General features: G+C 66.3%; 23 protein-coding genes, 1 tRNA gene and 1 pseudogene. 10 read left to right on the forward strand and 15 right to left on the reverse strand.

Translation table 11 applies throughout. From position 1 onward, the window contains the following. The first annotated feature begins 137 nt into the window (after window positions 1-137). A tRNA-Arg gene (locus tag OHB04_RS13530) sits at window positions 138-209 on the forward strand. Between the two features lie 221 nt (window positions 210-430). Here the strand turns inward: OHB04_RS13530 and OHB04_RS13535 are convergent. From OHB04_RS13535 to OHB04_RS13560, 6 genes are all read right to left on the reverse strand, one after another. Next, window positions 431-1,849 carry a tyrosine-type recombinase/integrase gene (locus OHB04_RS13535; protein WP_326692720.1) on the reverse strand — a complete coding sequence of 473 codons (1,419 nt, stop codon included), beginning with the start codon at window positions 1,847-1,849 and terminating at the stop codon, window positions 431-433. Further along, window positions 1,846-2,037 (reverse strand): helix-turn-helix transcriptional regulator, encoded by a 192-nt coding sequence (locus OHB04_RS13540; RefSeq protein WP_326687933.1) that lies wholly within the window; start codon window positions 2,035-2,037, stop codon window positions 1,846-1,848. Before OHB04_RS13540 ends, OHB04_RS13535 begins: the two co-directional genes overlap by 4 nt. Then, window positions 2,027-3,385, reverse strand: a complete 1,359-nt coding sequence (locus OHB04_RS13545; RefSeq protein WP_326687934.1) for a replication initiator — start codon at window positions 3,383-3,385, stop codon at window positions 2,027-2,029. Before OHB04_RS13545 ends, OHB04_RS13540 begins: the two co-directional genes overlap by 11 nt. A 369-nt stretch (window positions 3,386-3,754) precedes the next feature. After that, window positions 3,755-3,949, reverse strand: coding sequence for a hypothetical protein (locus OHB04_RS13550; protein WP_326687935.1), 195 nt, complete (start codon window positions 3,947-3,949; stop codon window positions 3,755-3,757). 20 nt (window positions 3,950-3,969) lie between these two features. After that, the gene (locus OHB04_RS13555) at window positions 3,970-5,355 is read right to left on the reverse strand and encodes an FtsK/SpoIIIE domain-containing protein (protein ID WP_326687936.1); all 1,386 of its coding nucleotides are present in this window, start codon (window positions 5,353-5,355) and stop codon (window positions 3,970-3,972) included. Continuing rightward, the gene (locus OHB04_RS13560; protein WP_326687937.1) at window positions 5,352-5,729 is read right to left on the reverse strand and encodes an SCO3933 family regulatory protein; all 378 of its coding nucleotides are present in this window, start codon (window positions 5,727-5,729) and stop codon (window positions 5,352-5,354) included. Before OHB04_RS13560 ends, OHB04_RS13555 begins: the two co-directional genes overlap by 4 nt. Before the next feature lie 170 nt (window positions 5,730-5,899). Here OHB04_RS13560 and OHB04_RS13565 point away from each other — a divergent pair, with 170 nt between their 5' ends. From OHB04_RS13565 to OHB04_RS13575, 3 genes are all read left to right on the forward strand, one after another. After that, entirely contained in the window at window positions 5,900-6,652 is a 753-nt protein-coding gene (locus tag OHB04_RS13565; RefSeq protein WP_326687938.1) for a GntR family transcriptional regulator, read from the forward strand. A gap of 1,025 nt (window positions 6,653-7,677) precedes the next feature. Next, window positions 7,678-8,328 carry a DUF4145 domain-containing protein gene (locus tag OHB04_RS13570; protein ID WP_326687939.1) on the forward strand — a complete coding sequence of 217 codons (651 nt, stop codon included), beginning with the start codon at window positions 7,678-7,680 and terminating at the stop codon, window positions 8,326-8,328. Between the two features lie 201 nt (window positions 8,329-8,529). Further along, window positions 8,530-9,963, forward strand: coding sequence for a hypothetical protein (locus tag OHB04_RS13575; protein WP_326687940.1), 1,434 nt, complete (start codon window positions 8,530-8,532; stop codon window positions 9,961-9,963). Window positions 9,964-10,296: 333 nt separating this feature from the next. Here OHB04_RS13575 and OHB04_RS13580 read toward each other — a convergent pair whose 3' ends face one another. The 3 genes from OHB04_RS13580 to OHB04_RS13590 all read right to left on the reverse strand — a co-directional run bounded on the left by OHB04_RS13580 (window position 10,297) and on the right by OHB04_RS13590 (window position 11,475). After that, window positions 10,297-10,557 carry a hypothetical protein gene (locus OHB04_RS13580; RefSeq protein WP_442814834.1) on the reverse strand — a complete coding sequence of 87 codons (261 nt, stop codon included), beginning with the start codon at window positions 10,555-10,557 and terminating at the stop codon, window positions 10,297-10,299. A gap of 86 nt (window positions 10,558-10,643) precedes the next feature. Then, window positions 10,644-10,946, reverse strand: a complete 303-nt coding sequence (locus tag OHB04_RS13585) for a hypothetical protein (protein WP_326807514.1) — start codon at window positions 10,944-10,946, stop codon at window positions 10,644-10,646. Continuing rightward, entirely contained in the window at window positions 10,936-11,475 is a 540-nt protein-coding gene (locus OHB04_RS13590) for a bifunctional DNA primase/polymerase (protein ID WP_326809446.1), read from the reverse strand. The genes OHB04_RS13585 and OHB04_RS13590 overlap by 11 nt, the downstream gene beginning before the upstream one ends. A 399-nt stretch (window positions 11,476-11,874) precedes the next feature. Between OHB04_RS13590 and OHB04_RS13595 the strand changes: the two genes are divergently transcribed. Next, the gene (locus OHB04_RS13595) at window positions 11,875-13,128 is read left to right on the forward strand and encodes a hypothetical protein (RefSeq protein WP_326809447.1); all 1,254 of its coding nucleotides are present in this window, start codon (window positions 11,875-11,877) and stop codon (window positions 13,126-13,128) included. Here the strand turns inward: OHB04_RS13595 and OHB04_RS13600 are convergent, their stop codons facing one another. Beyond that, on the reverse strand, window positions 13,129-14,025 hold the full coding sequence (locus OHB04_RS13600) for a phosphotransferase family protein (protein WP_326807515.1): 897 nt from the start codon (window positions 14,023-14,025) through the stop codon (window positions 13,129-13,131). It lies immediately after the preceding gene. A 1,132-nt stretch (window positions 14,026-15,157) separates the two neighbouring features. Between OHB04_RS13600 and OHB04_RS13605 the strand changes: the two genes are divergently transcribed. Both OHB04_RS13605 and OHB04_RS13610 read left to right on the forward strand, forming a co-directional pair. Beyond that, on the forward strand, window positions 15,158-15,313 hold the full coding sequence (locus OHB04_RS13605; RefSeq protein ID WP_326687944.1) for a hypothetical protein: 156 nt from the start codon (window positions 15,158-15,160) through the stop codon (window positions 15,311-15,313). 232 nt (window positions 15,314-15,545) lie between these two features. Next, the gene (locus OHB04_RS13610) at window positions 15,546-17,318 is read left to right on the forward strand and encodes a serine/threonine protein kinase (RefSeq protein ID WP_326807516.1); all 1,773 of its coding nucleotides are present in this window, start codon (window positions 15,546-15,548) and stop codon (window positions 17,316-17,318) included. A 207-nt stretch (window positions 17,319-17,525) separates the two neighbouring features. On the opposite strand, the gene OHB04_RS13615 is transcribed toward OHB04_RS13610, so the two are convergent. The 3 genes from OHB04_RS13615 to OHB04_RS13625 all read right to left on the reverse strand — a co-directional run bounded on the left by OHB04_RS13615 (window position 17,526) and on the right by OHB04_RS13625 (window position 19,406). After that, the gene (locus OHB04_RS13615; RefSeq protein WP_326687946.1) at window positions 17,526-17,657 is read right to left on the reverse strand and encodes a hypothetical protein; all 132 of its coding nucleotides are present in this window, start codon (window positions 17,655-17,657) and stop codon (window positions 17,526-17,528) included. Between the two features lie 457 nt (window positions 17,658-18,114). After that, the gene (locus OHB04_RS13620) at window positions 18,115-18,486 is read right to left on the reverse strand and encodes a hypothetical protein (protein ID WP_326687947.1); all 372 of its coding nucleotides are present in this window, start codon (window positions 18,484-18,486) and stop codon (window positions 18,115-18,117) included. Between the two features lie 380 nt (window positions 18,487-18,866). Next, entirely contained in the window at window positions 18,867-19,406 is a 540-nt protein-coding gene (locus tag OHB04_RS13625) for an HAD domain-containing protein (protein WP_326807517.1), read from the reverse strand. Window positions 19,407-19,834: 428 nt separating this feature from the next. Between OHB04_RS13625 and OHB04_RS13630 the strand changes: the two genes are divergently transcribed. From OHB04_RS13630 to OHB04_RS13640, 3 genes and pseudogenes are all read left to right on the forward strand, one after another. Continuing rightward, on the forward strand, window positions 19,835-20,359 hold the full coding sequence (locus tag OHB04_RS13630) for a hypothetical protein (RefSeq protein ID WP_326807518.1): 525 nt from the start codon (window positions 19,835-19,837) through the stop codon (window positions 20,357-20,359). A gap of 161 nt (window positions 20,360-20,520) precedes the next feature. Further along, window positions 20,521-21,006: pseudogene (locus tag OHB04_RS13635) on the forward strand (alpha/beta fold hydrolase); the annotation flags it as partial. Between the two features lie 221 nt (window positions 21,007-21,227). Further along, the gene (locus tag OHB04_RS13640) at window positions 21,228-21,596 is read left to right on the forward strand and encodes a hypothetical protein (RefSeq protein ID WP_326687950.1); all 369 of its coding nucleotides are present in this window, start codon (window positions 21,228-21,230) and stop codon (window positions 21,594-21,596) included. A gap of 97 nt (window positions 21,597-21,693) precedes the next feature. Here the strand turns inward: OHB04_RS13640 and OHB04_RS13645 are convergent, their stop codons facing one another. Together OHB04_RS13645 and OHB04_RS13650 are read right to left on the reverse strand one after the other, a co-directional pair. Then, a complete protein-coding gene (locus OHB04_RS13645; protein ID WP_326687951.1) occupies window positions 21,694-22,053 on the reverse strand; it encodes a hypothetical protein in 360 nt (119 codons plus the stop codon). Continuing rightward, the gene (locus OHB04_RS13650) at window positions 22,050-23,396 is read right to left on the reverse strand and encodes a hypothetical protein (RefSeq protein ID WP_326807519.1); all 1,347 of its coding nucleotides are present in this window, start codon (window positions 23,394-23,396) and stop codon (window positions 22,050-22,052) included. Before OHB04_RS13650 ends, OHB04_RS13645 begins: the two co-directional genes overlap by 4 nt. Between the last annotated feature and the right edge of the window lie 86 nt (window positions 23,397-23,482).

Raw genomic sequence — 23,482 nt, forward strand, 5'->3', positions numbered from 1 at the left:
CAAAGACTAGGCGCGCCCCTCCACCTGCGTCCGGGTTTTGCCCATTTCCGCCCCGCCCTCCCCCACCCCCACAAACCCGTTCCGGCCCACCCCCACCAAGCTGATAGTGTTCTACCCGTCGCCGCCACAGCGGCCACGCCCCCGTAGCTCAGGGGATAGAGCAACGGCCTCCGGAGCCGTGTGCGCAGGTTCGAATCCTGCCGGGGGTACTTTTCTTTAAGTGCCGAAACGCCTCGTGACCAGGTTGGATGCTGGTCCGGGGCGTTTGTCGTTGTGCAGGGGGATGCGGCTGGGAGCCGCCGTTTGTCGGTGGTCGCGGCGTATTCGCGGGATGAATCTGGGCCCGTTTTCGCAGGTCAGCCCGGCCAACGAGAAAACCCCCGGGATGGCTCCCGGGGGTCTGACTGTAGCTGCTCAGCCCTTAGCTCTCTCAGTCACTCTTATCCGCCTCTGTCTCTGACTCCGCGTCGCCGGGGCCGTCGTCCCAGAGCGCGGCAATCCGCTGGTTGGCCACCTCCTGTCGGCCGTCGAGACACTTCGCGTAGCGGGTCAACAGAACGTCCACGCTGTTGCCCGCGCGCTCCGCCACCTCGGTCGGATCGACCCCGGCGTTCAGCCAGGAGGACAGGGCCGCGTGCCGCAGGTCGTACGGCGTACCGGCCAGGGGCGAGGCGACCTGTTCCGGAGTCAGGGCCAGGGCGCGCGCTTCCTCCCAGGTACGGGAGTACGACGACGAGCCGATGACGCCGCCCCGCTCGTTGAAGAACAGCCGTCCGTCGTCAGCAGTGCCGAACTCGTCCATGTGCTGCCGGACGATGCGCACGAGTTGGGGCGGTACCGGCACCGGCCGGACTTCGTCCTCCGAACGGTTCTTGAGTCCACGGTGATCATGTACCGCACCGGTCCCGGTCCAGCGCTTCCCCACCGTGGGACGAGTTCGGTGCAGATTGAACCGTCCCCATCCCCTCTCCGGAAGTTCGCAGTCCTGGAGGCGGAGGCCGACCGCTTCCGCCGGACGCAGTCCGCCGTAGTACATGCAGGCAAAGAGCGCGACCATTCGACGGCCCCGCGCCCGCTTGTAGAGGCCCACGTATGAAAGCGCGGTCAACAGCTCCCGAGCCTGTACAGGATTGATCACGACCCGGCGGTCCACCTCCTTGGCGAGCTTCGGTGGCTTCCACTGGACCGACGCCACTGGATTCTCATTCAGCTCTCCGAGTTCGACCGCGTACCGGAGCACGTTGGACAGCACCGCGCGCTTACGGCGCACCGTCTCCGGCGCGGCCGGAGTCCCGTCCAGTTTCAGCGTGAGCGCGTTGAGAACACTCCGCATCACAGCCGGTTTCTTCAGGTCGACGAGCGGCAGCGACGCCTTGGCCACCCAGGCGAGCGCGTTACTCACCTTGGCCGGTGGTTCTTCCTTGTCCGCATTCGGCGAGTGCACGAACGCCCAGCCTCGCAGTGCCTTGCGCAACACCGCATCCGCAGGCCGACCAGGCTTCTTGCTCACGAGAACCGTGCTCACCAGCGTCAGCGTCTCGTTCATGCTGTCGCGTGAGTTGGGGGCCGCATGCGGCCACTTCATCGCGAGGTACTTCAGCGCGAACTCGTACCAGGTGAGGGAGGGAGCAGCTTCGATCAACGAGTCCGGAAGACCGGTTTCAGTGTCGAACCCCTCCCCTGCCCGAGACGCCTTCACGAGGCTGGAACGGAAGCTGTCGGCCAGCGCCTTGGTACGGAAGGTCCTGGAGAACGATTTTCCGGCTACCTTCCACCGCACCTCGTAGGAGGGTCGCTTGCTCGACTTGTTCCGTCGGATCTCCCAGATCCGTACGTCTTGCGATTTCATGCGATCTCCTCCTCTCGGTGCCGGAGCCATGCGGTGAATTCGCTGCGCCAGATGCGGATTTCACCGTTCGGCAACTTGAGAGAGGCCGGGCCACGCCCCACCTCGCGCCAGCGGTAGAAGGTGCGTCGGGAAACGCCGCCCAGTTCGGCGAGAACCTGCGGAACGGTCATCAGCTCGTCACGCGCCATATCCGTCACCGCCTCCCCGGACGGAGGCCGCGAGCAGGGCCGCCTCCGGGCTGTAGCCGCGCCCGGCATACCGCCACTGGCCGACGAGGATCGCGTCCCGGTCGTCCAGGCCGAGGGCCGCCCGCTGTTCCTGTGCGCGGTGCTCCGCGCGGGATGAGCGGAGTGCACCCAAGGTGGTGGAGTAGTGGCGGGACTTGGTTGAGAAGTGGCCCCGGTAGCCGAGCATGTGTGCCCAGCGCCGCAGCCTCAGCTCTTCGAAGGACGGCAGCGCGCCGAGCCACCAGCACGTACCGATCATGCGAAGGACGTGATCCCGTACGGGCAGCGTGGCCAGGTCCTTGCCGTGCCGGATACGCCCGTCAACAGCCCCCGCGGACTCCGCGCCCTTGGTGGCGTACTTGGCGATGTAGCCCGCGACTGCCGACGAGGAGAGACCGTCCGCCGAGTCGGCTGGCGGGACCGGGCGAACGTCCACCTGGGAGCCGAACCGCAACACGCGGGGGCCGACTACATCGGAGCCGTACGCGGCGACCCAGACGCGACCGACCGCTTCCCGTACCGCGTCCTCCAGGAGCGCCGAGGTAGCCCAAGCGGGAGGCGGCTCCCCCGGACCGTCCGGCCCGTCGAGACGGACGACGGCATGGAAGTGGACGAGGCCGCGCCGCTGGTACTCCGCCACCTTGGCGTACGAGAGGCGCGCCGCCTCCGCCAGCGCCGTACGGGCCAGCCCGGCACGCCGGGCCAGCACGCGCCGCAGCTCCAGTGTGAAGCGGTGCCACAGCTCACCTGCTTGCGCCTGCCAGAGCACGGCGCCGGCATAGTCGTAGCAGCGCGGACACAGCGGCTCCCCAAGTCGCGGATCATCCGCCGCGTGCCGGACGTGGCACCCCGCCGGGGCACCGTGCGGACAGCGCTCCCCCGCCTTTCGAGGGCGGCAGGCCAGCATCTTGCCGCCCCGCTCCCGCCGCGAGTGGACAGGGCCGAAGCCCGGAGCGGTGAGGGTGACGAACACCCGAGGGTGCCCGCTCACCGTCCCCGCGACCGCCTTACCGCCGACCAGTCCGGCCCGGATGAGCTGGTACGTGTCCGCGCGGTAGAGCTGAGCGCAGGTCGGGCAGACCGTTGCCCGGCGGTTGCCGCACGCGACCAGGAGCCGACCGCCGAGAGCTTCCGAGGTGTACGCGTGGAGCGCTGCCCCGGTGGCCGCATCCACGTACGCGGCGGAGCCGACGAGGTGGATAGGGTTTGTGCACCCGCCGAGGCGAAGGATGGTCCGGCGCCAGGCTTCGAACTCCGGCCGCCCAGCCCGCTCGACCAGGGCCGTGACTGCCTCACTTTGCACGGTCATCGGCCACCCCCGAACGCCTGCCGCATCACAGCGGCGATGGCTTCCGGCGGAGTCTTCGCGGAGAAGCGCAGACTTGGGTCCGTCAGCCAGAGCGAGGCAGCGTGCGCAGGGCAGACGCGCCGCTCAGCGCCCTCACGGTCGGCCAGGACAACCTGTTCCCGTCCCTGGCACGTCGGGTAGCCGTCTTCTTTCAGGTCGCACCAGGGACGGCGCGACGGTTTGCGCGAACGATGCGCGATGGACAAGGTAGGACTGCTCCTTTCACTGCTGACGTAGCGGATGGAGTGGGTTCCTGACGGGGTCGGGTTTGGCGACTTCGCGCCCCGTCGGGAGCCCTTTTTCGTGGAGATCACTTGGCGACTCCTCCTCTCAGAAGCTCAGTTCGCTGAGGAGCCCGCCGACGCCGTCCAGCACTGCTGTGATGACCGGCCCGGCGACGGTCTTCGCCAGGAGAAAGCCGAAGGTCGAACAGATCAGCACTTCGGCCCATCGGAAATACCGGATGCGCAGGAGAAACCAGATCAGGAGGCCGAGCAGCACCACGGCGGACATAGAAACGATCACGGTGATTCACCCCCTCTCTCTCACTCGTTCTCTTCGCCGTCGAGCCGTTCGAGTCGCACGCTGGGAACGTCGTCCGGCGAGGAACCGCCGACCGCAGCGACCAGTTCCGGCAGGTAGGGCGTCAGATGCGCCGACTCGGCCGCCACCCGCTCCGCCTCCGATTCCGAGACCAGGTGCGATCGCGCGCGGTCCCAGCCGTCGGCCGAGGCGAGCACCGCCGTACCGGCCTGTTCGGGCGTGATCGACTGCGCCGCGTGCAGGGCATCCGGATTGAGATCACCCAGCGCCATTTCCGCCGTACCGGGATCGGCCACCCGGTGGCAGACCCGCCCGCCGAGCTGAGCACGGAGGGAGGTGACGCCTGGCCCGAGGTCGGATCCGACCCGCTGCCCGGCGACCACGAGGAACACGCCGAGCGCCGCCCCCAGTTGCGCCAGCCGGATCAGCGCCGTACTCGCCGCCTGCGCTTCGTCCTTCTCGCTGCGACTCGCGACAAGGAAGAGCTCCGCCAACTCGTCCACGATCACGACGATCGGAACGGGCCGCTCGTCTTCCGGCAGTCCCCAGACGTTCCGCACCCGGGCCGCACGGCAGACGGTCATCCGGTCCAAGGTCAGATCGACCAGCGCACCGAGGAGCTTGACCGCTTGAGCGCGGTTGGTCGCCAGCGCGGACAGCCGAGGCCCGTAGAGCGAGAGTTCCATCCCGCCTTTGCAGTCGATGCCGACCAGCGCGACGGGTTGCCGAGCAAGGCCCGCGACGAGGGCATTGATCAGCGTCGATTTACCGGAGCGAGTAGCACCGACGATCAGCCAGTGCGGCACCTTCCGCAGGTCGATGACCCACTGTGCGCCGGTCTCCAGTGCCCCGACTGCGACACGCAGCAGCCGACCCGCACCGCGCTGCTTCGGCATCTGCGGCGCCTTGAGCGGATCACTGGCCGAGGCCACCACCCGAACGAGGCCCGGCTTCCAGGTCGTCACGCGGACCGCGTGCACTTCCCAGTCGTGCGCCATGGCGGGGGCCGCCTTGACGAAGTCCTCCGGCACCTGTCCCGGCAGGAGCCGGACGAGGAACCAGAAGCCGCCCCGTGTCGGCCGCATAAGCCCACGACGGGGCACACAAGGCTGAGGCGGAGGCGCACCATTCCCGACGAGCCCGGAGACGACCATCAACGCCGCCTTACGGCTGACCGCCAGCCCGCACCCGGCCATCAACGGCCGCCAAGTGCGCGCGACGCGTATGCAGGCGAGCGGAAACCCGAGGCACGCCCACCAGGCCACCGGGTAGCGGCGGCGCAGGGCCGGGCCCGCCAGAAGCAGACCCGACACCAGCACTGCGGCCACTACGAGCACCCAGCTCAGCCCAGCGGAATCCGCCGAACGTGTGGAGGCCATGAGGATCACTGTCCGGCCCCCTTCCCGGAGGCCGGCACCGACGAGCCGGAACCGGACGAAGCCGCCGGAGCGGCGAGAGGCTTGATCTCGGTGGCCCGGAACGAGACACCATGCCGCCCCTCGTTCTCCCACGGCGTGGCCACCAGGTCCCGCACCTGAACGGGCACCCCGTTCTGCACGCCCGACGGCTCCCCCGGCACGTTCACCGTGACGACATCCGCTGACCGCCCCGACATGAGGCAGAGGCCCACCTGATAGACGGTCTGGCCGGTGTCCCGGTCGACGCGAACCTGTCCGGTCTCCCGGTTGGCGATGCGGGGTGTAGGGGCTACGGCGCAGATCATCCCCGTGAACTTCGCCGTATCGATCGGTAGAGCTACCACTGTCTGAACTCCTTGTCTGTCGCATCCGAAGGCCGACCCTTCGGATTGCTTTACAACCCGTAGTACGGGTTGCGAGAGTCCAGAGTGACCACCCGTAGTACGGGTTGTCAACCGTGTTGGGATGAGAGACGCTGTGCGAGCTGACGACGAGCCCGAGAACCGGAGACCCGATGCCGAAGCAGAAGCCGCACGAGCAGCAGAAACAGCCCAAGTACCGCCAGATCGCGCACTACTTGCGTGCCGGCATCATGGACGGCACATACCCGTCAGGCCAGCCGCTGCCGTCAGAGGAGACCCTGGCAAAGCAGTTCGGCGTAACGCGCCCGACCGTGCGGCAGGGCATCGCAGAGCTACGGGCATCCGGGCTGGTGGAAGTCATGGCCGGCCGAGGCGGCTTCGTCCGCTCCCCTCACAGCCGCCCGAGCCTCACTCGCCCGCGTGGCGTACGCCGCGAGCCCGACGGCCGCTACGTCGAGGCTGATGGCATCCGCTGGAGCAACGCCGAAGAGCCCACGGCCACGCGTACGGACGCCCCGGTCGCACTCGCGGACCTACTCCGCATCCCGCCGGGCGAGCCGTTGTTCACGTATGACGTTCTTCAGACGGCCGACGGGGGCCGCCTACGCCAGCTCCACCGCACATACGTGCCGTTCTCCGTCTTGACTGGTACCAGGTACGAGGAGAAGCCTCCGCCTCCGGCGCCGGAGCTGTACGGGGCTCTTGCCAAGCTGGGGCATGAACTTCACTTCACGGAGTTCGTACGAACACGGATGCCACTGCCAGACCAGGCGGAGACGCTGCGGTTGCCCGAGGGAGTTCCCACCCTTCACCTCGTCCGTGTGACCCTGGCTTCTGGCAAGCCCCTTGCTCTAGAAGAACTGCACGTCTCTGGTAGCGACTTGGAACTCAGCTATAGATTGTAGGCGGCTTGCTAAGCTGAAGAGGCGATGCCCGGGGGCGGGAATCTCCGGGCTTGCCGCTGTGCTACCGCCTGTGAGTAGAACAGCGAACCACACCGAAAGCCTCAACGTTCTAAATACGCACGCGAGTGCGTCACACCTTGAAGGCCCGGATCACAGGCACGGGAGCTTCAGTTCTAGCGGACCGTTTCGGTCGGCGCGGGATGTCCCGCCACCGAGTTATGGAGCTCTAACTGATGCCCCCTGCTCTTGTTTTCTGGTCGTTCGCCATCATCGTGGCAACCGCTCTGGTGGCCTTCACGATCGTTGCTGTGCTCTCTCTGACAGGTGCCCAGCCAGCCGACCGCCCCGCGATCCTCCGGGCCCTTGCGGAAGTACTCCGAGCGCTCCGAGGCCAACGCCGTTAACCTATCTGGCTCAGACTTTCTCCACGTCTTCAAGGCGGCCCCCTGAAGGGGGCCGCGCGCACTGGCGGGCCGTGGCCGCCGCCCGCTCTTGTCCCCGCTCATGGCGGCCCCAGGCCGCTCAGCGCGCAGCCCCACGCAGCGGCCTTCTTGACCAACACAAGTTGGTCCACCAGGGGACCCCGCCCGTGCCCGAAAGACCACACGCGCGAGGCCAACCAGCCCAGTCCCCAAGGGCGCATCACGCCGCCAAGGACCGTGATGCGGCGCCCACGTTTTCGTCGCGGGCTGCGGATCGGACCCGCCATCGCCCGGTGATCACCTGGGGCTGCGCGGAGGCGTCTGCGAGTCAAAGATCAGAAGCTCAGAAACGTGGCCGATGACGGTGGGTGGCTGAGGGAACCACGTGCGGGTGCTTAGTCAACTGTCCCAGCGCTGTGGCTGACTTTCCCCACCTGAGGTATCAGCAGCACTCGAAGCGCGCGGCCACGTCGGGCACTGCGGGCAGGCGGGCAGCCAGCCCGATCCGCTCGCCAGCGTAAGGACCCCAGCCCTCGGTCCCACACCAAAGCCGCCTCGCCCAAACCCACGCCGCCGGCCTGTTCGTCACGCTAGGCTCTCGGGATGGCTGCTAAATCCGGGGGAAGCAGCGCTTCCCCTCCAGTTCTGATCAATTGCTCGCATTGTAATTCGGCCACCCTGGGAACCCAACGTGGCACCTATGAGCTAATGCCTCAAGGCGAGGAAGAGTTCGAGCCGACGCTCTTTTCTCTTGTCTCCTGCGACGGGTGTAGATCCGCACAGGTGGTCTCTCAAACAGGCGATTTGTTTGGAGACCGCTGGAGTTGGGGCGACTCCCGCACAGAGTGGCCGGATGATCGCGTGGCACCTCTGCATCCCAATATTCCAAAGGCGATAGCGCGTGAGATGCGCGAGGCACAAGAGTGTTTTGGCGCGAAGCTATATACGGCTACTGCTGTCATGGTGCGCCGCAGCCTTGAAGGCATGTGCGAGGACCAAGGGACGACAGAGAAGACTCTATTCAAGGCACTTCACGAGCTTCGAAATTCAGGAAAAATCGAAGGGCGCCTCTTCGACTGGACGCAAGCACTCAGAGTCATCGGGAATCAGGGTGCCCATTTCAGCAAAGAATCCGTGAGCCGTGAGGACGCAGAAGATGCTCTAGCCTTGGCGGAAGCGCTCCTGAATTACATTTATGTATTCACGGCCAAATACGAGGAATTCCAGAATAGGCGAGCAGGGAAATCCAAATAAGCGATCAGTTCGAGATTGATCGGGGCGCGACCACAGACTGCCCGAGACGCCGGACACATTAGATGCAACAGGGCTTACGTTCCGCCCCTAAAAATGACAGCGCGCATAGAATACCGGAGAGGAATCCGAGGCAGACTTTACTTGGCCTCCCATGCAGCTTGATAAACTAGCCACAAAAACTGGCAGAAGTTAGGTATTCAAGTGGATATACCCATCGAAATGTCGACCAGTTCTCCTGCAGAAGATATACTTTGGAATTCCGTTCAGTCTCCCACTCTAGACGCAATTACCAAGATAGGCAAGTACGCACAAGAAGTGGCATCCGGACTGAAAATTAGCGTTAGCGCCACAGAAAAGGAGGGCTACAAAACACTATTCAGTGCACCTTCATCTGGCAGTCACCTAGCCGCCCTTTATGCATATCAAGATCTAACCGGTCTGGGCGAACTGTATCGGCAAGTGCAATCGACCCCCCTAGTGGCACGAAAATTTCTACTTCCAGCAGACCGTGAAGAAGAGCCTCTGGACTCAGGGAAAGTTATGCTCCATGAGGTTGCTATGATTCCGATTCTTCTGGCGGACATGTACGTAGCGGAAACAGGCGACGCCAACAGCGTCGACGTTGGCCTCCTGGAGCTATTGTTCCGGGAACTTGAGAAATACTTATTCGCAGACGATCTGCGAATGGACGTGTTTGTTCCCATATTGGGGGCTGAAGTCGCCGAAGAGGCAGAGTTTGACAGCTTCTCTATTGTGCAAATAAGCGATAACCAACGGCGGCTTCTGTGTGCCACACCGCATGTAGCGCCTCACGATGCGCATAAGCTAAGTGACGCTACGCATGCATTGAATCTCAAGAATGTGCCTGCACTGGCAGGAGGCTGCGGCTCACACTTTGAAGTCGAACCGTACGGACCGACATTCGACATCGTGGATCGGTTCCTGGAGGCGGCTGCGCTGGAATTACCGGGTGCCGTCGGATGCGCACAAATGATTCTCGATCCGAATGGCTGGTTCGGCAATGTGGACACCGAAGGAAATACCAGCTCGGTCTATCTATTCAGGGATTATCCAACCCGCTTGGACACGCTTACACGCCATACCGCAGAGTTGGACCACGACATCCTTGCCCGCATTCACGATCACTTCGATAAACTATCGCGAAGTCACCCTAGCCTAGGCGTCGCCGCACGCCGTCTTAATAGCGCATGGAGTCGTGACAGTGACGAGGACTGCATAGTCGACCTATGCATAGGTTTGGAAGCGCTCCTAGGCGGCGGGTCAGGCTCTGGCGAAATTGTCCACAAGATTTCTATGCGTGCAGGCGCAATCTTGTCTCAGTCAGGGTGGGGCAGTAGCGGAGAGATTCTGAACGCCGTGAAGCATATATATGCTTACCGGTCGCGAGTTGTGCATGGAGTGCCGGGACCGCATAAGAAGCAACTACTACACCTCAACGACATGCCGATACATGCGTCTCGTTACGCACTTTCGGCCCTGCGTGCGGTTTTGCTCATAGCATTGGATGTTGAAGGATTCCATCCGGAAAAAGTAGACGCTATGTTCGTTTACGCTGCGCTTGATATGGCTGCGGATCATCTGCAAGCAAGCGATGCCTCCGCTGACTCTCCGTAGCGGATGTCCGGATGGCATTCAACCGGTGTGGTCATGGCGTTTGAGGCCGCTGATGCGGACCGGTCGCGCTGCACCTAGTCTGAGTTCCGCACCACGACCGCACCAGATCGAGCAGTAAACGCGAGGAATCACGGTGAATTGCAGCCGAGACTCCATAGGTTGGCCATTCGCTTAGGTCAGAGTTTGTAGCCGTTGCAATTGATCGCGGCTTCCCAAGCTCATAGCTCAGTAGACCGGTGGCTCGTCGTTCGGCTCGGGCTGCGGCGCTGGGGCGCCGGTCCCGGCCGACGACGAGCCACCCTTGTCACTGTCAGGCTTACTCAACAGCGGTAGCTACGCCGCAGAGGCTCCAGGAACGCCTCCAGCCCCAGGCCGGCCGCGTTCCTGCCGTGCCATCTCCGCCGTCAGCCCCGTCGTCAGCAAGTCGGCCAGGAGCCGCGCCGCTTCCGGGCGTACCGCGCCGAGGGTGACGACGCCGTCCCCGAAGACGTTCACATCTGCCTTGAGCCCGGGGAAGTCCGCTTCCAGTCCCACCGCGCGCAGCATCTCCGCGAGACCGTCTGCGCCGCGCTTCCCCTCCGCCCAACCACGCACGTAGGCCACACCTGGGGTCAGGCAGTCTGCCGATCGCGCGCATACGCCCGTGGGGTCCGTCACGTCGTCCACCTCATCTACTCTGCTCAGTCGTTCCGCTGCTGACGGCCGCTCGTTCCCGTGCCCGGTTCCTCGTACGTGCTCTCCAACGACCGCCGCAGCAGCTCCGCCAGCCTGCGCGCCGTCTCCGGCGAGATCCGGCCGAGTTCGATCAGCCCGTGCCCGAACGCGTTCAGGTCAGCGCGAAGGTACGGGAAGTCGCATTCCATCCCGGCCGCGATCAGCACGTCCCGGAGCCCGGCGACCGCGTCTCGCGCCGCGTACCACTCCTCGCTGTCGAGCGGTGACCAGCTCGCGCCATCAGGGTCGTACTCCCTATCAGTGGGCATGGGTCGCTCCACCATCTACGGAAGCGGCCGACTGCTCACGCCCGTACCGGTCCGCGCGAGCCACGACTGAGGACGCGGCGACGAACATCGCGGCCAGCGCGGCGATTCGGGGAAGCGATGCCTCCGGCCGCCGCATCGGAGCCCGAAGCCAGATGTAACGGTCTCCGGCCAGCGGCATCGGCCCCGGCACGACCACCACGGAGTTCTCACCCAGGTACCGGTACTCAGGCGCCCGATCTGCCGTCTCCTGCCGGACCATGCGATCGAATGGGCTCTTCGCCCAGGTGGGGAGGAAGAATCCGACCTGTTCGGAAGCCCGGTCTGCCATCACGGGCCCCAACGGCATTCCATGGCGCTGAAGCTGATCGAACGTCTCCAGCCCAACCCGCTGCCCGACCGCCACAACGTCGAAGTAGCGCCCGGCCGGAAGTGCGTGGGGGCTCCGGGGGTCAAGTGCCCAGTGCTCCCGGCACTCTTCCGGGTCATCCGCTGCGGAGGAGATCCACTGAACGCCCCTTCTTGTCATCATCTGCACGTCGAGTCACCTCAGTTGGTCCATGCCTCAGCCGTTTGGCCGCGTGGAACCACCTTCGATCGCACGGCCCTGAACTGGGCAGATGACGAGAGATGACGAGGGGTGACGTGCTCCCCACATCCGCGTCACCCCGGATCACCTGTCAGTGGGGGCGGGTACCTTCGCATTACGACCAGACAGCGAGGGCTCACTGTCCGTAGATTCGAAGAAGGCAGCAGGACAGTGCACGCCACCGATCAGACGGGGGAGGCGATCACGATGACAGCGAACCGGTCCTTCGGGGTCGCACTACGCGAGACCCGTATGGCCCGCGGCTGGGGCCAGCTCCGACTCGTCAGCGAGCTACGGCGGTGCGCGACGCGCCACGGGAAAACGCTGCCCTCCGATGCCAGCGTGAAGCGCCGCATCGCGAGCTGGGAAAACGACCACAGCGTGCCGGATGAGTTCTACGTGCCGCTGATCTGTGAAGCCCTGAACGTCGACCCGGCAGAGCTTGGCTTGAGTTCCGCCACGGGCCAGGATTCCGGCTTGCTGGAGACGCGCTACCCGCCGACCCCAGAGGAGGCGTTTCGAGCTGTCGGCCAGCTATGGCGCGCGGACCTCCACGGCTTCGAGCCTCTATTGCTCTCCGAAGCGTCACAGCACGCGTGGAGCGAAGCGTCGTTGCGTTGGCTGGTTGCTCCGGAACCGTCGTTCCCGTCCGCTCCCAAGACGAATGGCGTATGCGTTGGCTTGACCGACGTGGCGATGATCAAGACGACCAGCGACATGTTCGCGCAGATGGACGACCGGTTCGGCGGCGAGCACGCGCGCCAGTCCGTTGTTCAGTACCTCAGCCGGGATGTGGCGCCACTGCTCACCGGCCAGTACTCGGAATCGGTCGGCCGAGCCCTGTTCTCCACCGTCGCGGAGTCCACGCTGCTGGCCGGATGGATGTCGTACGACGCGTGTCACCACGGCCTTGCCCAGCGGTACTTCCTCCAAGCTCTCCGTCTCGCCCAGGACGGCGACGACCGCCGGCTTGCGGGAAGCATATTGTCCGCGATGAGTCATCAAGCCACCTTCCTCGGCAACTACACCGAGGGCGCAACGCTCGCACGGGCCGCCCGCATGGGCATCTCGGGGGTGGCGACGCCGACGCTGATGGCGCAGTTCCACGCGATGGAGGCGCGCGCACTTGCTCGTACAGGCGATACCCGCGCGTGCGAGATGGCTCTGAGCGAAGCCACCAAGGCGCTGGAGAGCAGCAACCGTAGCGACGAACCGGAGTGGATCACCTACTTCGACGAGGCCGAGCTGGCGGCCGAGGCCGCCCACTGCTTCCGAGACGTGAATGCTGCCCGCCGCGCCGTCGCCCACGCCGAGAACGCTATGAGCGGGAGTCACATCAGGAGCGACTTCTTCGCCACCATGGTTCTCGCGGACGCACATCTCCACGCGGGAGACGCCGAGGAGGCGTGCCGTGTAGCGCTCGATGCTCTCGACCTCGGCGAACAGCTCAAGTCGGCACGGTGCGTCAGTTATCTCCGAGAGTTCCGCAACGGCCTGAAAACGGCGGGAGACACAGCCGCCGTCCGGACGTTCCGGGAGCAAGTCAGCGAGCACCGGCTATGGGTCGCTGCGGAGAATCGACCAGAGAAGCGCTGATCAGAAAGGCTGCCAGTCGGCCCGGCTGCCTCCCGTGCGGATGGTCTCCACGCGTCGTGCAAACTCCTCCGCCGACTTGGCGCTAGTCGTCACTTGCTGTCCGAGCCACAGCGTCATCATCAGTTCGCGCACATCAGCCAGCACCGGGTACCCCGGCCAGTTCATGAGGTCGAACCCATAGTGATGGACGAAGGATTCGTACTCCGACCGTGTGTGCCAGCCGAACCGCTCGTAAAAGAGCGCGGATTGCACCAGGTCCCATTCGCGCGGAGCGAGCGCGAAGCCGTCGAGGTCGATCAGGACGGCCTGTCCCGTACGGCTGCGGAGGATGTTGCCGATGCTCGCATCACCGTGGATCAGGCCGAAGGGAAGGACGAAATCCAAGCGGTCGTACGCCTTATTCAGCTCTCCGGCGCGCTCCTCCAAGAACGATCGGTCCGCTTCGGCCACGCCGTCCAGCGCGCGCAGCGAATCCCGTACCTTGGCGAACGGATCGAAGTACGGCAGCCCCAGCGACTTCGGCTCTTCCAGCCAGTGCAGCCGCTTCAGCAGGTCCGCCAACTCGTCCAGGCGCGCGTACTCGATCTCGTCCTGAAGGTTCTCCCAGTAGGTGACGACCCGGCCACCGAGCACGGTCGGCTGCTCCACGTCGCCCAGCACCCGTGTGGCAGGAAAGTCTTCGGTCTCCAGCCAGCGAGCGACCCCGACGGCCCGCTGCATCTCCTCCAGGGCGTCAGTGTCCCGCGCGATGCGGACGATGACGGAAGCCGTCGACAGCCGGTACACCGCGTTGGAACCGAGGCGCAGCAGCTCCGCGCCCGCAGGGTCGAGCCCCGCCGAACGGCACGCCTCCCCTAGCACCGCACCTGCTGACTCTGCGGTGAACTCCTCCGGCATGCCGTGCGCCTCCCCGGTCCTAGATCACTTGCGACCGTACTACCCCTGACCACCCCCGGGGGCTCCCCCACTGTGCCCCTACAACAGGCCGCTCAGTAGCGGGTTGCGGCGTATTCGCGGCGTGAGTTGCGCGACACAAGGCGTTGCACATCGTCTGACCAGGCCCTCAGTCCCACATCGCGTCGGCCTCCGGAGCCGTGTGCGCAGGTTCGAATCCTGCCGGGGGTACTTTCCTTTAAGTGCCGAAACGCCTCGTGACCAGCCTCTTCGCTGGTGCGGGGCGTTTGTCGTGTGTGCGGGCGGAGGCGGCTGGCTGGGCGCCGCCAACAGCAGGCCGATGACAGTGATCACGCTGTAATAGCGTCATGATCTTGATGGGCCTTGATGGGCATCGGTGCAGTTCAGCTCCGCTTTTCGGCGCATCCGGCACAGTGGCCCGAGCATGACGAAAGCCCCGGATCTCTCCGAGGCTTGGGTCGGTCGCTCACTCGCCGCTCTCTCGTCCTCTGCCACTGAGGCACAAAAAACAGTCCCCGGAGTCCTCACCGTTGCCATCTACCTCAGTCGTCGCTGAAGCTCCGGTAGCGAGGGGCTTCGGGGGCCTGGCCAGAGCCTGCGGGAATCTCTTGTCGGTAGACGTCTCTACCGACGGTGCAATTCTCCGGTTTTCTGGTCTATTGCCCAGTTTCCACGCTATATGGCCTGTGTCAAGGGGTCGCCGTGCTGGTGGGCATCGGTGCAGGTCAGCGCGCTTTCCGCAGATCCGGCGTAGGGGCCCGAGCATGGCGAAAGGCCCGGATCTCTCCGGGGCTTGGGTCAGTCGCTCACTCGCCGCTCACTGGCCGCTCACTCGCCCTCTGCCGCTTCCTCCTCTTCCCAGACCCGTCATGATCCGTTCGTTCATCTCGGCTTCCTGGCCGTCGCCCCACTTGGCGTAGATCTTGAGCAGCACCTCCACCGAGTGACCGGCCCGCCTGGCGACGTCCGGCGTCGGGACGCCGGAGGTGAGTCACTGGGACACACAGGCATGGCGAAGGCCGTACGGCTTGGCCGCCAAGACCGCGGAGGTCTGTTCGGGCCGAAGTCCCATTCCGCGGGCTCGTCCATACGCGATAAAGACGGCAGCACCGCCGTGACCATCCGTACCCAGCACGCCGCAGTGCTGGCCGACGCCTATGCGACCGACCCCCACCGATTCCGCCGGCCCTCGCCCCCGCCCCACCTGCCCAAAGCAGCCTGGATCAACGAACCCACGGAGGAGGAAAACCAGGAAGAACCAGCAGCCTGACCCGTCTCACCAGATTTGACAGGCTCCGCGCCGTCACGCCGGGTACAAAGAGCTCCGTCAATGGGCGACAGCCACGCATTGCGTCACACGATCGAAGTATGATCACCCCTTCGACTGACAGTGCTTCCTTCAACACGCGCTGATCCAGGAGTCGTTGTGCGGCTCTCCGGCCTGATGGGCCCCGTGGTGCCGCTGGCCGGGTCGGTCCTGCGGCAGCAGAAAGGAAACCACGGTGTCCGACGAAGGACGGCTGATCGCCGGCCGGTACCGCATCCTTGACCGGATCGGCCGAGGCGGCATGGGCACCGTCTGGCGCGCCCACGACCAGCTCCTCACCCGCCAGGTCGCCGTCAAAAGGCTCCATCCCCAGCCGCACCTGGAAGACGACGAACTCGCCACCCGCTTCGAGCGAGCCCGGCGCGAGGCCCGCAGCGCCGCTCTGATCAGCCACCCCAATGTCGTTGTCGTCCACGACGTCGTGGACGACGAGGGCCTGCCCGCCATCGTCATGGAGTACGTGCCCGCGACCACCCTCGGTGACCTGATCGAGGCGCACGGCCCGGTCCCGCTCGAAGAGGTCGCCAGGATCGGCCGTGGTGTGATCGCCGCGTTGCGGGCGGCTCACCGGGCCGGGATCCTGCACCGGGACGTGAAGCCGGCCAATGTGCTGCTCTCCGAGGACGGCCGGGTGGTCCTCACCGACTTCGGCATCGCCCGGGCCTCCGACTCCTCGACTCTCACCCGTACCGGCAATCTGGTGGGGTCGATCGACTTCATCGCCCCCGAGCGCCTCATGGGCGCCAAGCCCGCCCCGGAGGCCGACCTGTGGGCGCTGGGCGCCATGCTTTTCCAGGCGGTGGACGGCCGCTCACCGTTCCTGCGGGACACGCTGACACAGACGATGTACGCCATCACCATGGAGCCGGTCCCCGATGTCCGGGGCGCCGGGCCGCTCACCCCGCTGATCCAGGGTCTGCTCGCCAGTAACCCGGCCGAGCGACTTTCGGCCGAGGACGCCCAGCGACTACTGCGGATGCCGGCCGCCGAAATGAGCTCGATCGTCACTCCGCCCGCCGCCCGCGCGGCGGGCGGCGACAACCCGACTCCGACTCCGGCTCCAGCTCCAGCTCCGACTCCGACTCCAGCTCCAGCTCCAGCTCCAGCTCCAGCTCCAGCTCCAGCTCCAGCTCCAGCAGCGGAGCCGGCAGCGGAGCCGGAGCCGAGGCCGGAATCGGGGCACGGAACGCATGAGGCAGCCGCTGCCGGGGCCGCCGGGAAAGGCCCGCAGCCCTCTTCGACCAGCCCACAGGCACAGCGGCCCCCGGCCCGTTCGAGGAAGCTGGTCGTGCTGGTCGCAGCGGTCGCCACGGCGATACTGATTTCGATCGCACTGCTGATCCCCACGACGACGGAGAAGAACAGCACCGTCTCCACGGCGTCGAACGCCCCGATTGTTCCCAACGACACCACCACGCCGCAGTCCCCGGGCACATCCGTGACACCCTCTCCCAGCTCCTCCGCGAGTTCCGGCGCCACGTCGCGGGCGGCGTCCAAGCCCTCGCAAGAGGACGCCGAGCCGGAATCCGGGGGCAAGAACGCGTCCACGAAGAGCGAATCCGGCACATCGGCCGCCCCGGCCGGCCGTGCGCTGACGGTCGCCGCCTCGCGGAAGTGCCTGAGCAGCGGCGACGGGACCGAGGGGACGCAGCTGTTCCAAGCCGCGTGCGACGGCTCCGCGGCCCAGCGATGGCGGACCGGAGCGAATGGGACGCTCAGGTCATCGGGGAAATGCATGACCGTGGCCGGAGGGGCGACCGACGACCGCACCGAGATCCAGCTGTCCGGCTGCGACGGCACCGCCGGCCAACGATTCCACCTCGCCGGTACGGAACTGAGGGCTGATCAGTCGCGGAAATGCGTCGACATTCTTGGGGGCGCGAGCGGAACGGTGGCGGTCCTCTGGGAATGCAACGGGAGGGACAACCAGATCTGGACGCTTCGATGACCGCGCGGTCCACGGGGGCACACCGGGTGCGACACCCAATTCATGCCGTCAGCCACGGCCACCACCGTCCCGGCCGCCGACATCAGCGCCCTGCCCGGCATCCACGCCCGGCTCAAGCGGCGCCGCCTGCTGCCCGCCACGCAACGGCGGGTCCGGGGGTGGCAGGAATGCTGCGCACGTGGTGCTGGTGAACGCCCTGCGTAGGTGTCACATATATGCCTGGATATCGAGCTGCACGTTTTCGAAGTTTCCTTCGGCCAGGTCCCGGGGGTGGATCAGCCAGGATGCGGCGCAGCTGAGGGGAGTGTCCACGAACTGGTAGTCCGCGTGTGCCAGCATGATGACTGCTTCGTCATCGGTGACGGGCCAGGGGGCGGGGTCGTGATGTATCACGGATGGGTATCCGCCCAGGGTGAGTTCGCCGACTCTCCGGAGCACAGGGCAGACCATTGAGCTGCTCGCCGAGATCGATGCCGAGGTGACCCGGCTGTAGGCCGCCGAGGTGGTGATCGTCAGCCGGCGGTTCGTGGCGAAGGAGTCCGTGCCAGACGCGTGCCAGGTCCTGTAGGAGACACGGGGAACACCGAGCGGCAGGCGAGTTGTCTTCGGACAGCGAAACGGCTCCGCGCAGTTCAAGCAGTCAACAAGCCGCAGGGCACCCGAGCTTCCCAAGCTGAGAGCCCGAGTTGCTGAGCGACGCGCGTGGCAACGACGAGCCCGTCGCTCAGTTCCCGTCACCCCGCTCCAACACGAACCCCCGGGTCAGAGGACCCGGGAATTGGCAACCTGATCAGGATCATTCGGTGCCGGCTTCGGCCTTGTACAACATATGGGCCAACAGCAGGGCGCCTCCGGTCGCCGCCCCTGCCGCTCCCGCGGCAAGAAAACCGCGAGAGGAACGCCAGGACAGCACCGACCACCGGGACTGCGCGGAAAACAACGATCCTGTACTCAGCCACGATCCGGTTGAGATCAGCGACAGTGAGGAACCGATCGAGCCGACCGACAGGGCACTTCCGATCGAGCCTACCGACAAGGCCGAACCGACGGACCCCACGGACAGCACCGATCCCACTGAGCCGATCGACAACACGGAGTCCTGTGACCACAACGACAGCACTGAGCCAGAGGGGGCACGACGGACCGGCCGTACGGACAGTTTTGTCATGAGGCCATCTTGCCCGCTGGTCGCTCTGTCCCGGGAGATTGTGGACGGATGACGCGGGTCTCGGGTGAGGACCTTCCGGCAGCCGGCTCGCTGCGCGGCCCAGTCGGGACAGCTCCCCTTGGAAGCAAGGTGTCTACGACAACGCCCTGGCACCCCCAAGCGGTGTCAGGACTGCGGGCTGGAAGCCTTCGCTTCAGAACAGGACGGGTACGGCTACCGTGCGGTGAACACCGTGCCTCGGCCTGCCTGACACCCATACCTGGCCTCAACGACGGCGCACCGCCGCGGCCCTCCGCAACTCGCTGCGCCTTCACATCCTCCAGCGCGGCATGCAGCGAGGCCCCCTTCATCGAACTCCTCATCCGTTTTCGATACACGGCCTAAAGCGGTGCCCAGGGGGGATTGGGCAGGGTGCACCGGAGCCAGCGGGCGAGCTCGGTGAAATCCTCGTCGGTAAGGGCCTCATCCGGGTCAACGCGGTACAGCAGCGACTGTCCTTCGTGCTGCGCGGAAACCCAGAGGCGGTCCATGGCACTGATCTCGTCATCGACCCAAATGAACGAGCGGTGGCCGGCCCACTCGACAATATGGCGAGTCTTCCAGTGCAATCCGCCTGGACCCTCGTCGGCGAGCTCCTCCGGCCACCTGACCACAGGCAGCGGCGGCAGCCCGATCCGCGGGGCGATCACCTCATTCGCCTCGTCCATCCATGTCGAGGCCCACACCAAATCGCACCCCAGAGCCAGCAGGCGCGGCCCAACGGCGGGGTCGAGGCGCTCCAGCAATGGGTTCCCCGAACAGGAGGAAACCTCAGATCTGGAAGTGCGGGCCTTTCGAGGACGACCGGACCGCGACCCGAACGGGATGAGTGGTCCGTCGACGTCGAGGAAGAGAATCGGACGCTCCGCTGAGCCAGTCACAGCGGAACGATAGCTTGCGGCGTCGATGAGGGGGGTGGAGCGTCGACGAGGGGTGGAGCACTGACAGCGCCCCCGCGTCTGCGGTCGGCACCAACTCCGGCGCGTGCGCCAGACGCGCGCCGGGAGGCCGTTCGCCGTCACCTTCGTTCGTGACCTTCTACCGCTCAGGCCGTACGAGCTTGTCCAGCCCGGCGGCGACCTCGGTTCGTAGCTCTCTCACGAAAGAAAGTCGGCTTCCGTACGTGAGTGGCGTCATCGCCGCGGCGAACTTGCTGGATAACGCTGTACAACCCCTTGCCTGTGGCGCGTGTCTTCTCAGGTGATCGGAGTTTTTCGGGCCGGTGTCCCCTTCGGACGCGTACGGAGGGATGACCTACACCTGTGCCCCGCTCCGAGGACAACGCACAACAAGAGGGGAAGATCAACACATGCGTTCACGCATGATCGCAACGGCGGCCATCGCCGCTGCCTTCGTCATGGTCCCGGCAGGCAACGCTCTCGCGGGCAGCGGACCGGCTCCCGCACCTTCCGAGCGTTCCGCGCCGGGGTCCACCGCCCCCACACCCAAGGGCAATCCCTTGAGCGCGAAGGCACAGGCCAGCGACGTCTGTGGCGACGCCTACCAGATCGGCAAGACCGGCTACGTCAAGCGCGGCGGCGAGACCATCGCCTCGGTGAAGCAGTTCTACTCGCCCGAGTGCAAGGAGAACTACAGCTACGTCTGGCTCTGGCAGGACTTCGTCGACAAGGAAGACACCTACACCGTCAGCGCCGGTGTCTACAGCCACACCCGGGGCAAGGAGCTCGGTACCGTGAACTGGGCGGCGGACAAGGGCCAGGAGTACTGGTCCGAGGGCACCGACACGGTCGACGACTGCACCTCCGCGGTCGGCACCGTGATCCCGGAAGGATCCCCGGACAGTTTCACGGGATCCAGCGACAAGCGCTGCTGACCGTTCGCTCAACCGCGCGCGCCAGAGCGCACGTGCAACTGAGCCCTTGACCGCGCGCGTAGGACCACCAGAGCCCCCCGGCTGTCCGCCAGACGGCCGGGGGGCTTCGCTGTGCGGCTCATGCCGGGGCGGCCTGGTCCACCACATCGGCCACCGGGCGGCAGGTGGGCCTGCGCTTCTTCGCCTGGGTCTTCGTCAGTCTCTTCGCCAGCTTCGCCCCCAGGGCGCTGCGTCCGCGCCTCGCCTCCTGGCTGGAGCAACCGGCCATCGCCGTTCCCGAGTTGCGGACATGGATCCAGGCGGGCGCCCGCGCCTTCCGGATCCGCCGCCCCGCGCCGCTGCCTCTGACCGAGGACGCGCTGCGCTCCATCCGGACCCCGCTCTACCTCATCATGGGCAGGCGCAGCCTGCTGGTACACCCGCAGCGGCAGCTGGAACGGGTGCCGCCGCTGATCCCCGGAGCCCGCGCCGAGATCGTCGCCGCGACGGGCCACGGCCCGCAGATCGACCACCCCGACGTGGTCAACGCCCGGATGCTGGGCTTCATGGGAGATGTCGACACCCTCGCCCCGGCCGCGGTCGACGGCGTGGTCTCAGCAGGTCGGCCGACAGCCGTACCGCCTCCGGACGTGCCGCACCAGGAGTGACGACGCCGTCCCCGTCCCCGTCTCCGAAGACGTTCACGTCGCCAAGGAGTTCCCCGCCTCGCCAAGGCGCGGCCATGACCGATGTCGACGTACCTGTCCTGATCGTCGGCGGAGGGCGGGTGCGGGGGCTGGGCTGGGCTGGGGCGTTGTCGTGTGGTGGGGGCGTCACCCCTCGCGCCCCGACCGCCGGGCGGGCTTCGGGTCCATGGAAAAGTTGCGCCATGTTTCTACCGCGAGAGAACGTCCGCTTCGTGTCCGGCTCCACCCCGGTTCTGCTGTTGGAGGGCGCGCCGATCAATGAGGCGTTGCCTGTGCTGCGTGTCGCTGACGGTGTGATGCCGGCGTGCGAGGGGTGGCAGGTCGACGCGAAGCTGACCATGTCTGTTGTGGACGGGCCGGGGGATGCGGGATGTCTGGTGCAGGGAGCTCGTTCGGCGGAGGAAGCCGAGGAGATGTCCGCCTGGTGCGGTGCCGTGGAGGAGGCCGGCGGGGCGGTTGTGATCTCGCTCGGCACTCTTCCCGAGCAGCTCGACTGGGACCACCTCTTCAGCAGCGGCCAGTCCCGCGGGGGCTTCATGACCTCCGCCTGACCTCCACGTGCCACCCGCACCGCTGAGCGGTTCGGGCCCGGCGGGTCGGCGACTCAGCGGCTCAGCGGTCGTGGCATTGGTGCGGTCGTGGCAGTGGTCAGCGGTCGTAGCAGTGATAGGAGCCGTCCGTCTGACGGGCCACCGCCGTGTGGCCCGCACAGTCGAGCAGGGGCTTGAGGGTGTACGCGCGGTAGGCGGAGCCGGCCGTCAAAAGCACGCACAGTACGACCACCGGCACCACAAAGCGGCGCCTGGCGCGGCGCACCAGAAACAGCGCGAGCACCGTCGCGACCACCGAGAAGCGGAGCCCGAAGAGCGCGACATCTCCCGTGTTGTCCCGCAGTCCGGGAAAGTCCTCCGGTGACTCGGCCTCGGTCGTCACCATGCAGCTGAAGCCCAGCAGCAGCGCGGCGAACGGCAGCAGCAGGACGGCCAGACAGCCTGCCGGGCGGCTCAACGGGATCCCACCAGCGCGTACTTCGCAGCCAGCACCCTGGGCAGACCGTGCCGGGGCAGCTGGGCGAGGGCCTGTCCGTGGAAGGTGGTGAGGATGGCGGTACGCGGCGCCGCGTCGTAGACGGCTTCTTCGGCGGACGGGGTGATCTGGAGCCCCGGGCGGGTGACGCGCAGCCGCTGTTCGTGCGCGAGGGGCACGAGCGCGAGTACTCCCCCGTCGGCGGTGCGCAGCGCGTAGCTGTCGTCGTAGCGGGGCGCGCGTGGAACGAAACGCTTGTGCGCTCCCTGCGCGCCAAGTGCCTCGTCGCGGTTCCGGTAGGTCGAACGGGCCTCCCTGGTCACGGGGTTCCGTGCCAGCGCCGCCGCCTCCTTCTTGCCGCCGGTCTGCCAGAGGTCTTCGTACGCGGCGGGGATGTCGTCCGCGCTCAGCTTGCCGATCTTTGCGGTGGCGGGAACGGCGGTGGCCAGGCCTCCGTCGTTCCTGGCGATACGGGGGAGCCGCCCGGTCTGGAGTTCGAGCGCCGCGCGCAGCCGCCAGTGGCCGTTCCGCTTGGCGAACAGGAGCACGCTGCTGGGCCGGGAGGCCGCTGTCGGCGCCGCCGACGACGGCTCGGCGTAGGACTTGGCGTGGGACTTGCCGTGGGACTTGGCGTGGGAGGCCTCGCTCTTGTGGAAGGCGTCGGGCTCGCGGGAGGCGTCGGACTTACGCGGGTCGCGAGGTTGGGGTGCTTGGTGATTCTGGTGTCTCTGATGCTTCTGGTGTCTCTGATGCTTCTGGTGTTTCTGATGTCTCTGGCTGTGGCGACGTGATTCACGCGGCTGACGAAGCTTGCCCGACGGCTCAGCAGCGTCATAAGGCGCTCGGCCCTCTCCCGCCCCACGCGTCCCCCGCGCACCTCCCTCGTTCCGGGCCACCCGTGTGGCGGTGGCCAGGAACCAGTTGGTGCCGGAGGGGATGTGGAAGGCGCGGTGCCGATAGCTGAAGGGCCGTACTCTCTCCGCCCGTTCGCGCCGTGAAAGGGTCTTGTGCTGCTCGTATCCGGCCCGGGAGCGCTCCAGCGCGTTGCCCGCCTCGGCCTTGGCCAGGAGAGCGGGATCCCGGGTTCTGTTGGCCTTGTTGACGAACTGCTCGTAGCGGTCGAGGAGCCGGTCGGCCTGGGTGACGGTCACCACTCCGCGCGCGCGGTCCTGCCCACTGGCGCGGGGCGCCCCGTGCCGCTCGGTGTCCCGCCCCGACGCGCTCCGCTCCGTCCGGCCCTCGCTCCCGCCGTCGCAAGCGGCCATCCCCAGGGCGACGGTGACCACGAGGACCACGGCGAGCGCGGGGAGACGTCGGCGCGGCATGGCGTAGCTCCTGTGTCCTGGGACGTGGCAGGTGGGGGGAGGCAGGACGGTCGGGTTCCGGATCCCGGAACCCCAGAGTCCGCGTC

Origin of the sequence: Streptomyces sp. NBC_01775 (assembly GCF_035917675.1) — a bacterium.
Taxonomy (GTDB): domain Bacteria; phylum Actinomycetota; class Actinomycetes; order Streptomycetales; family Streptomycetaceae; genus Streptomyces.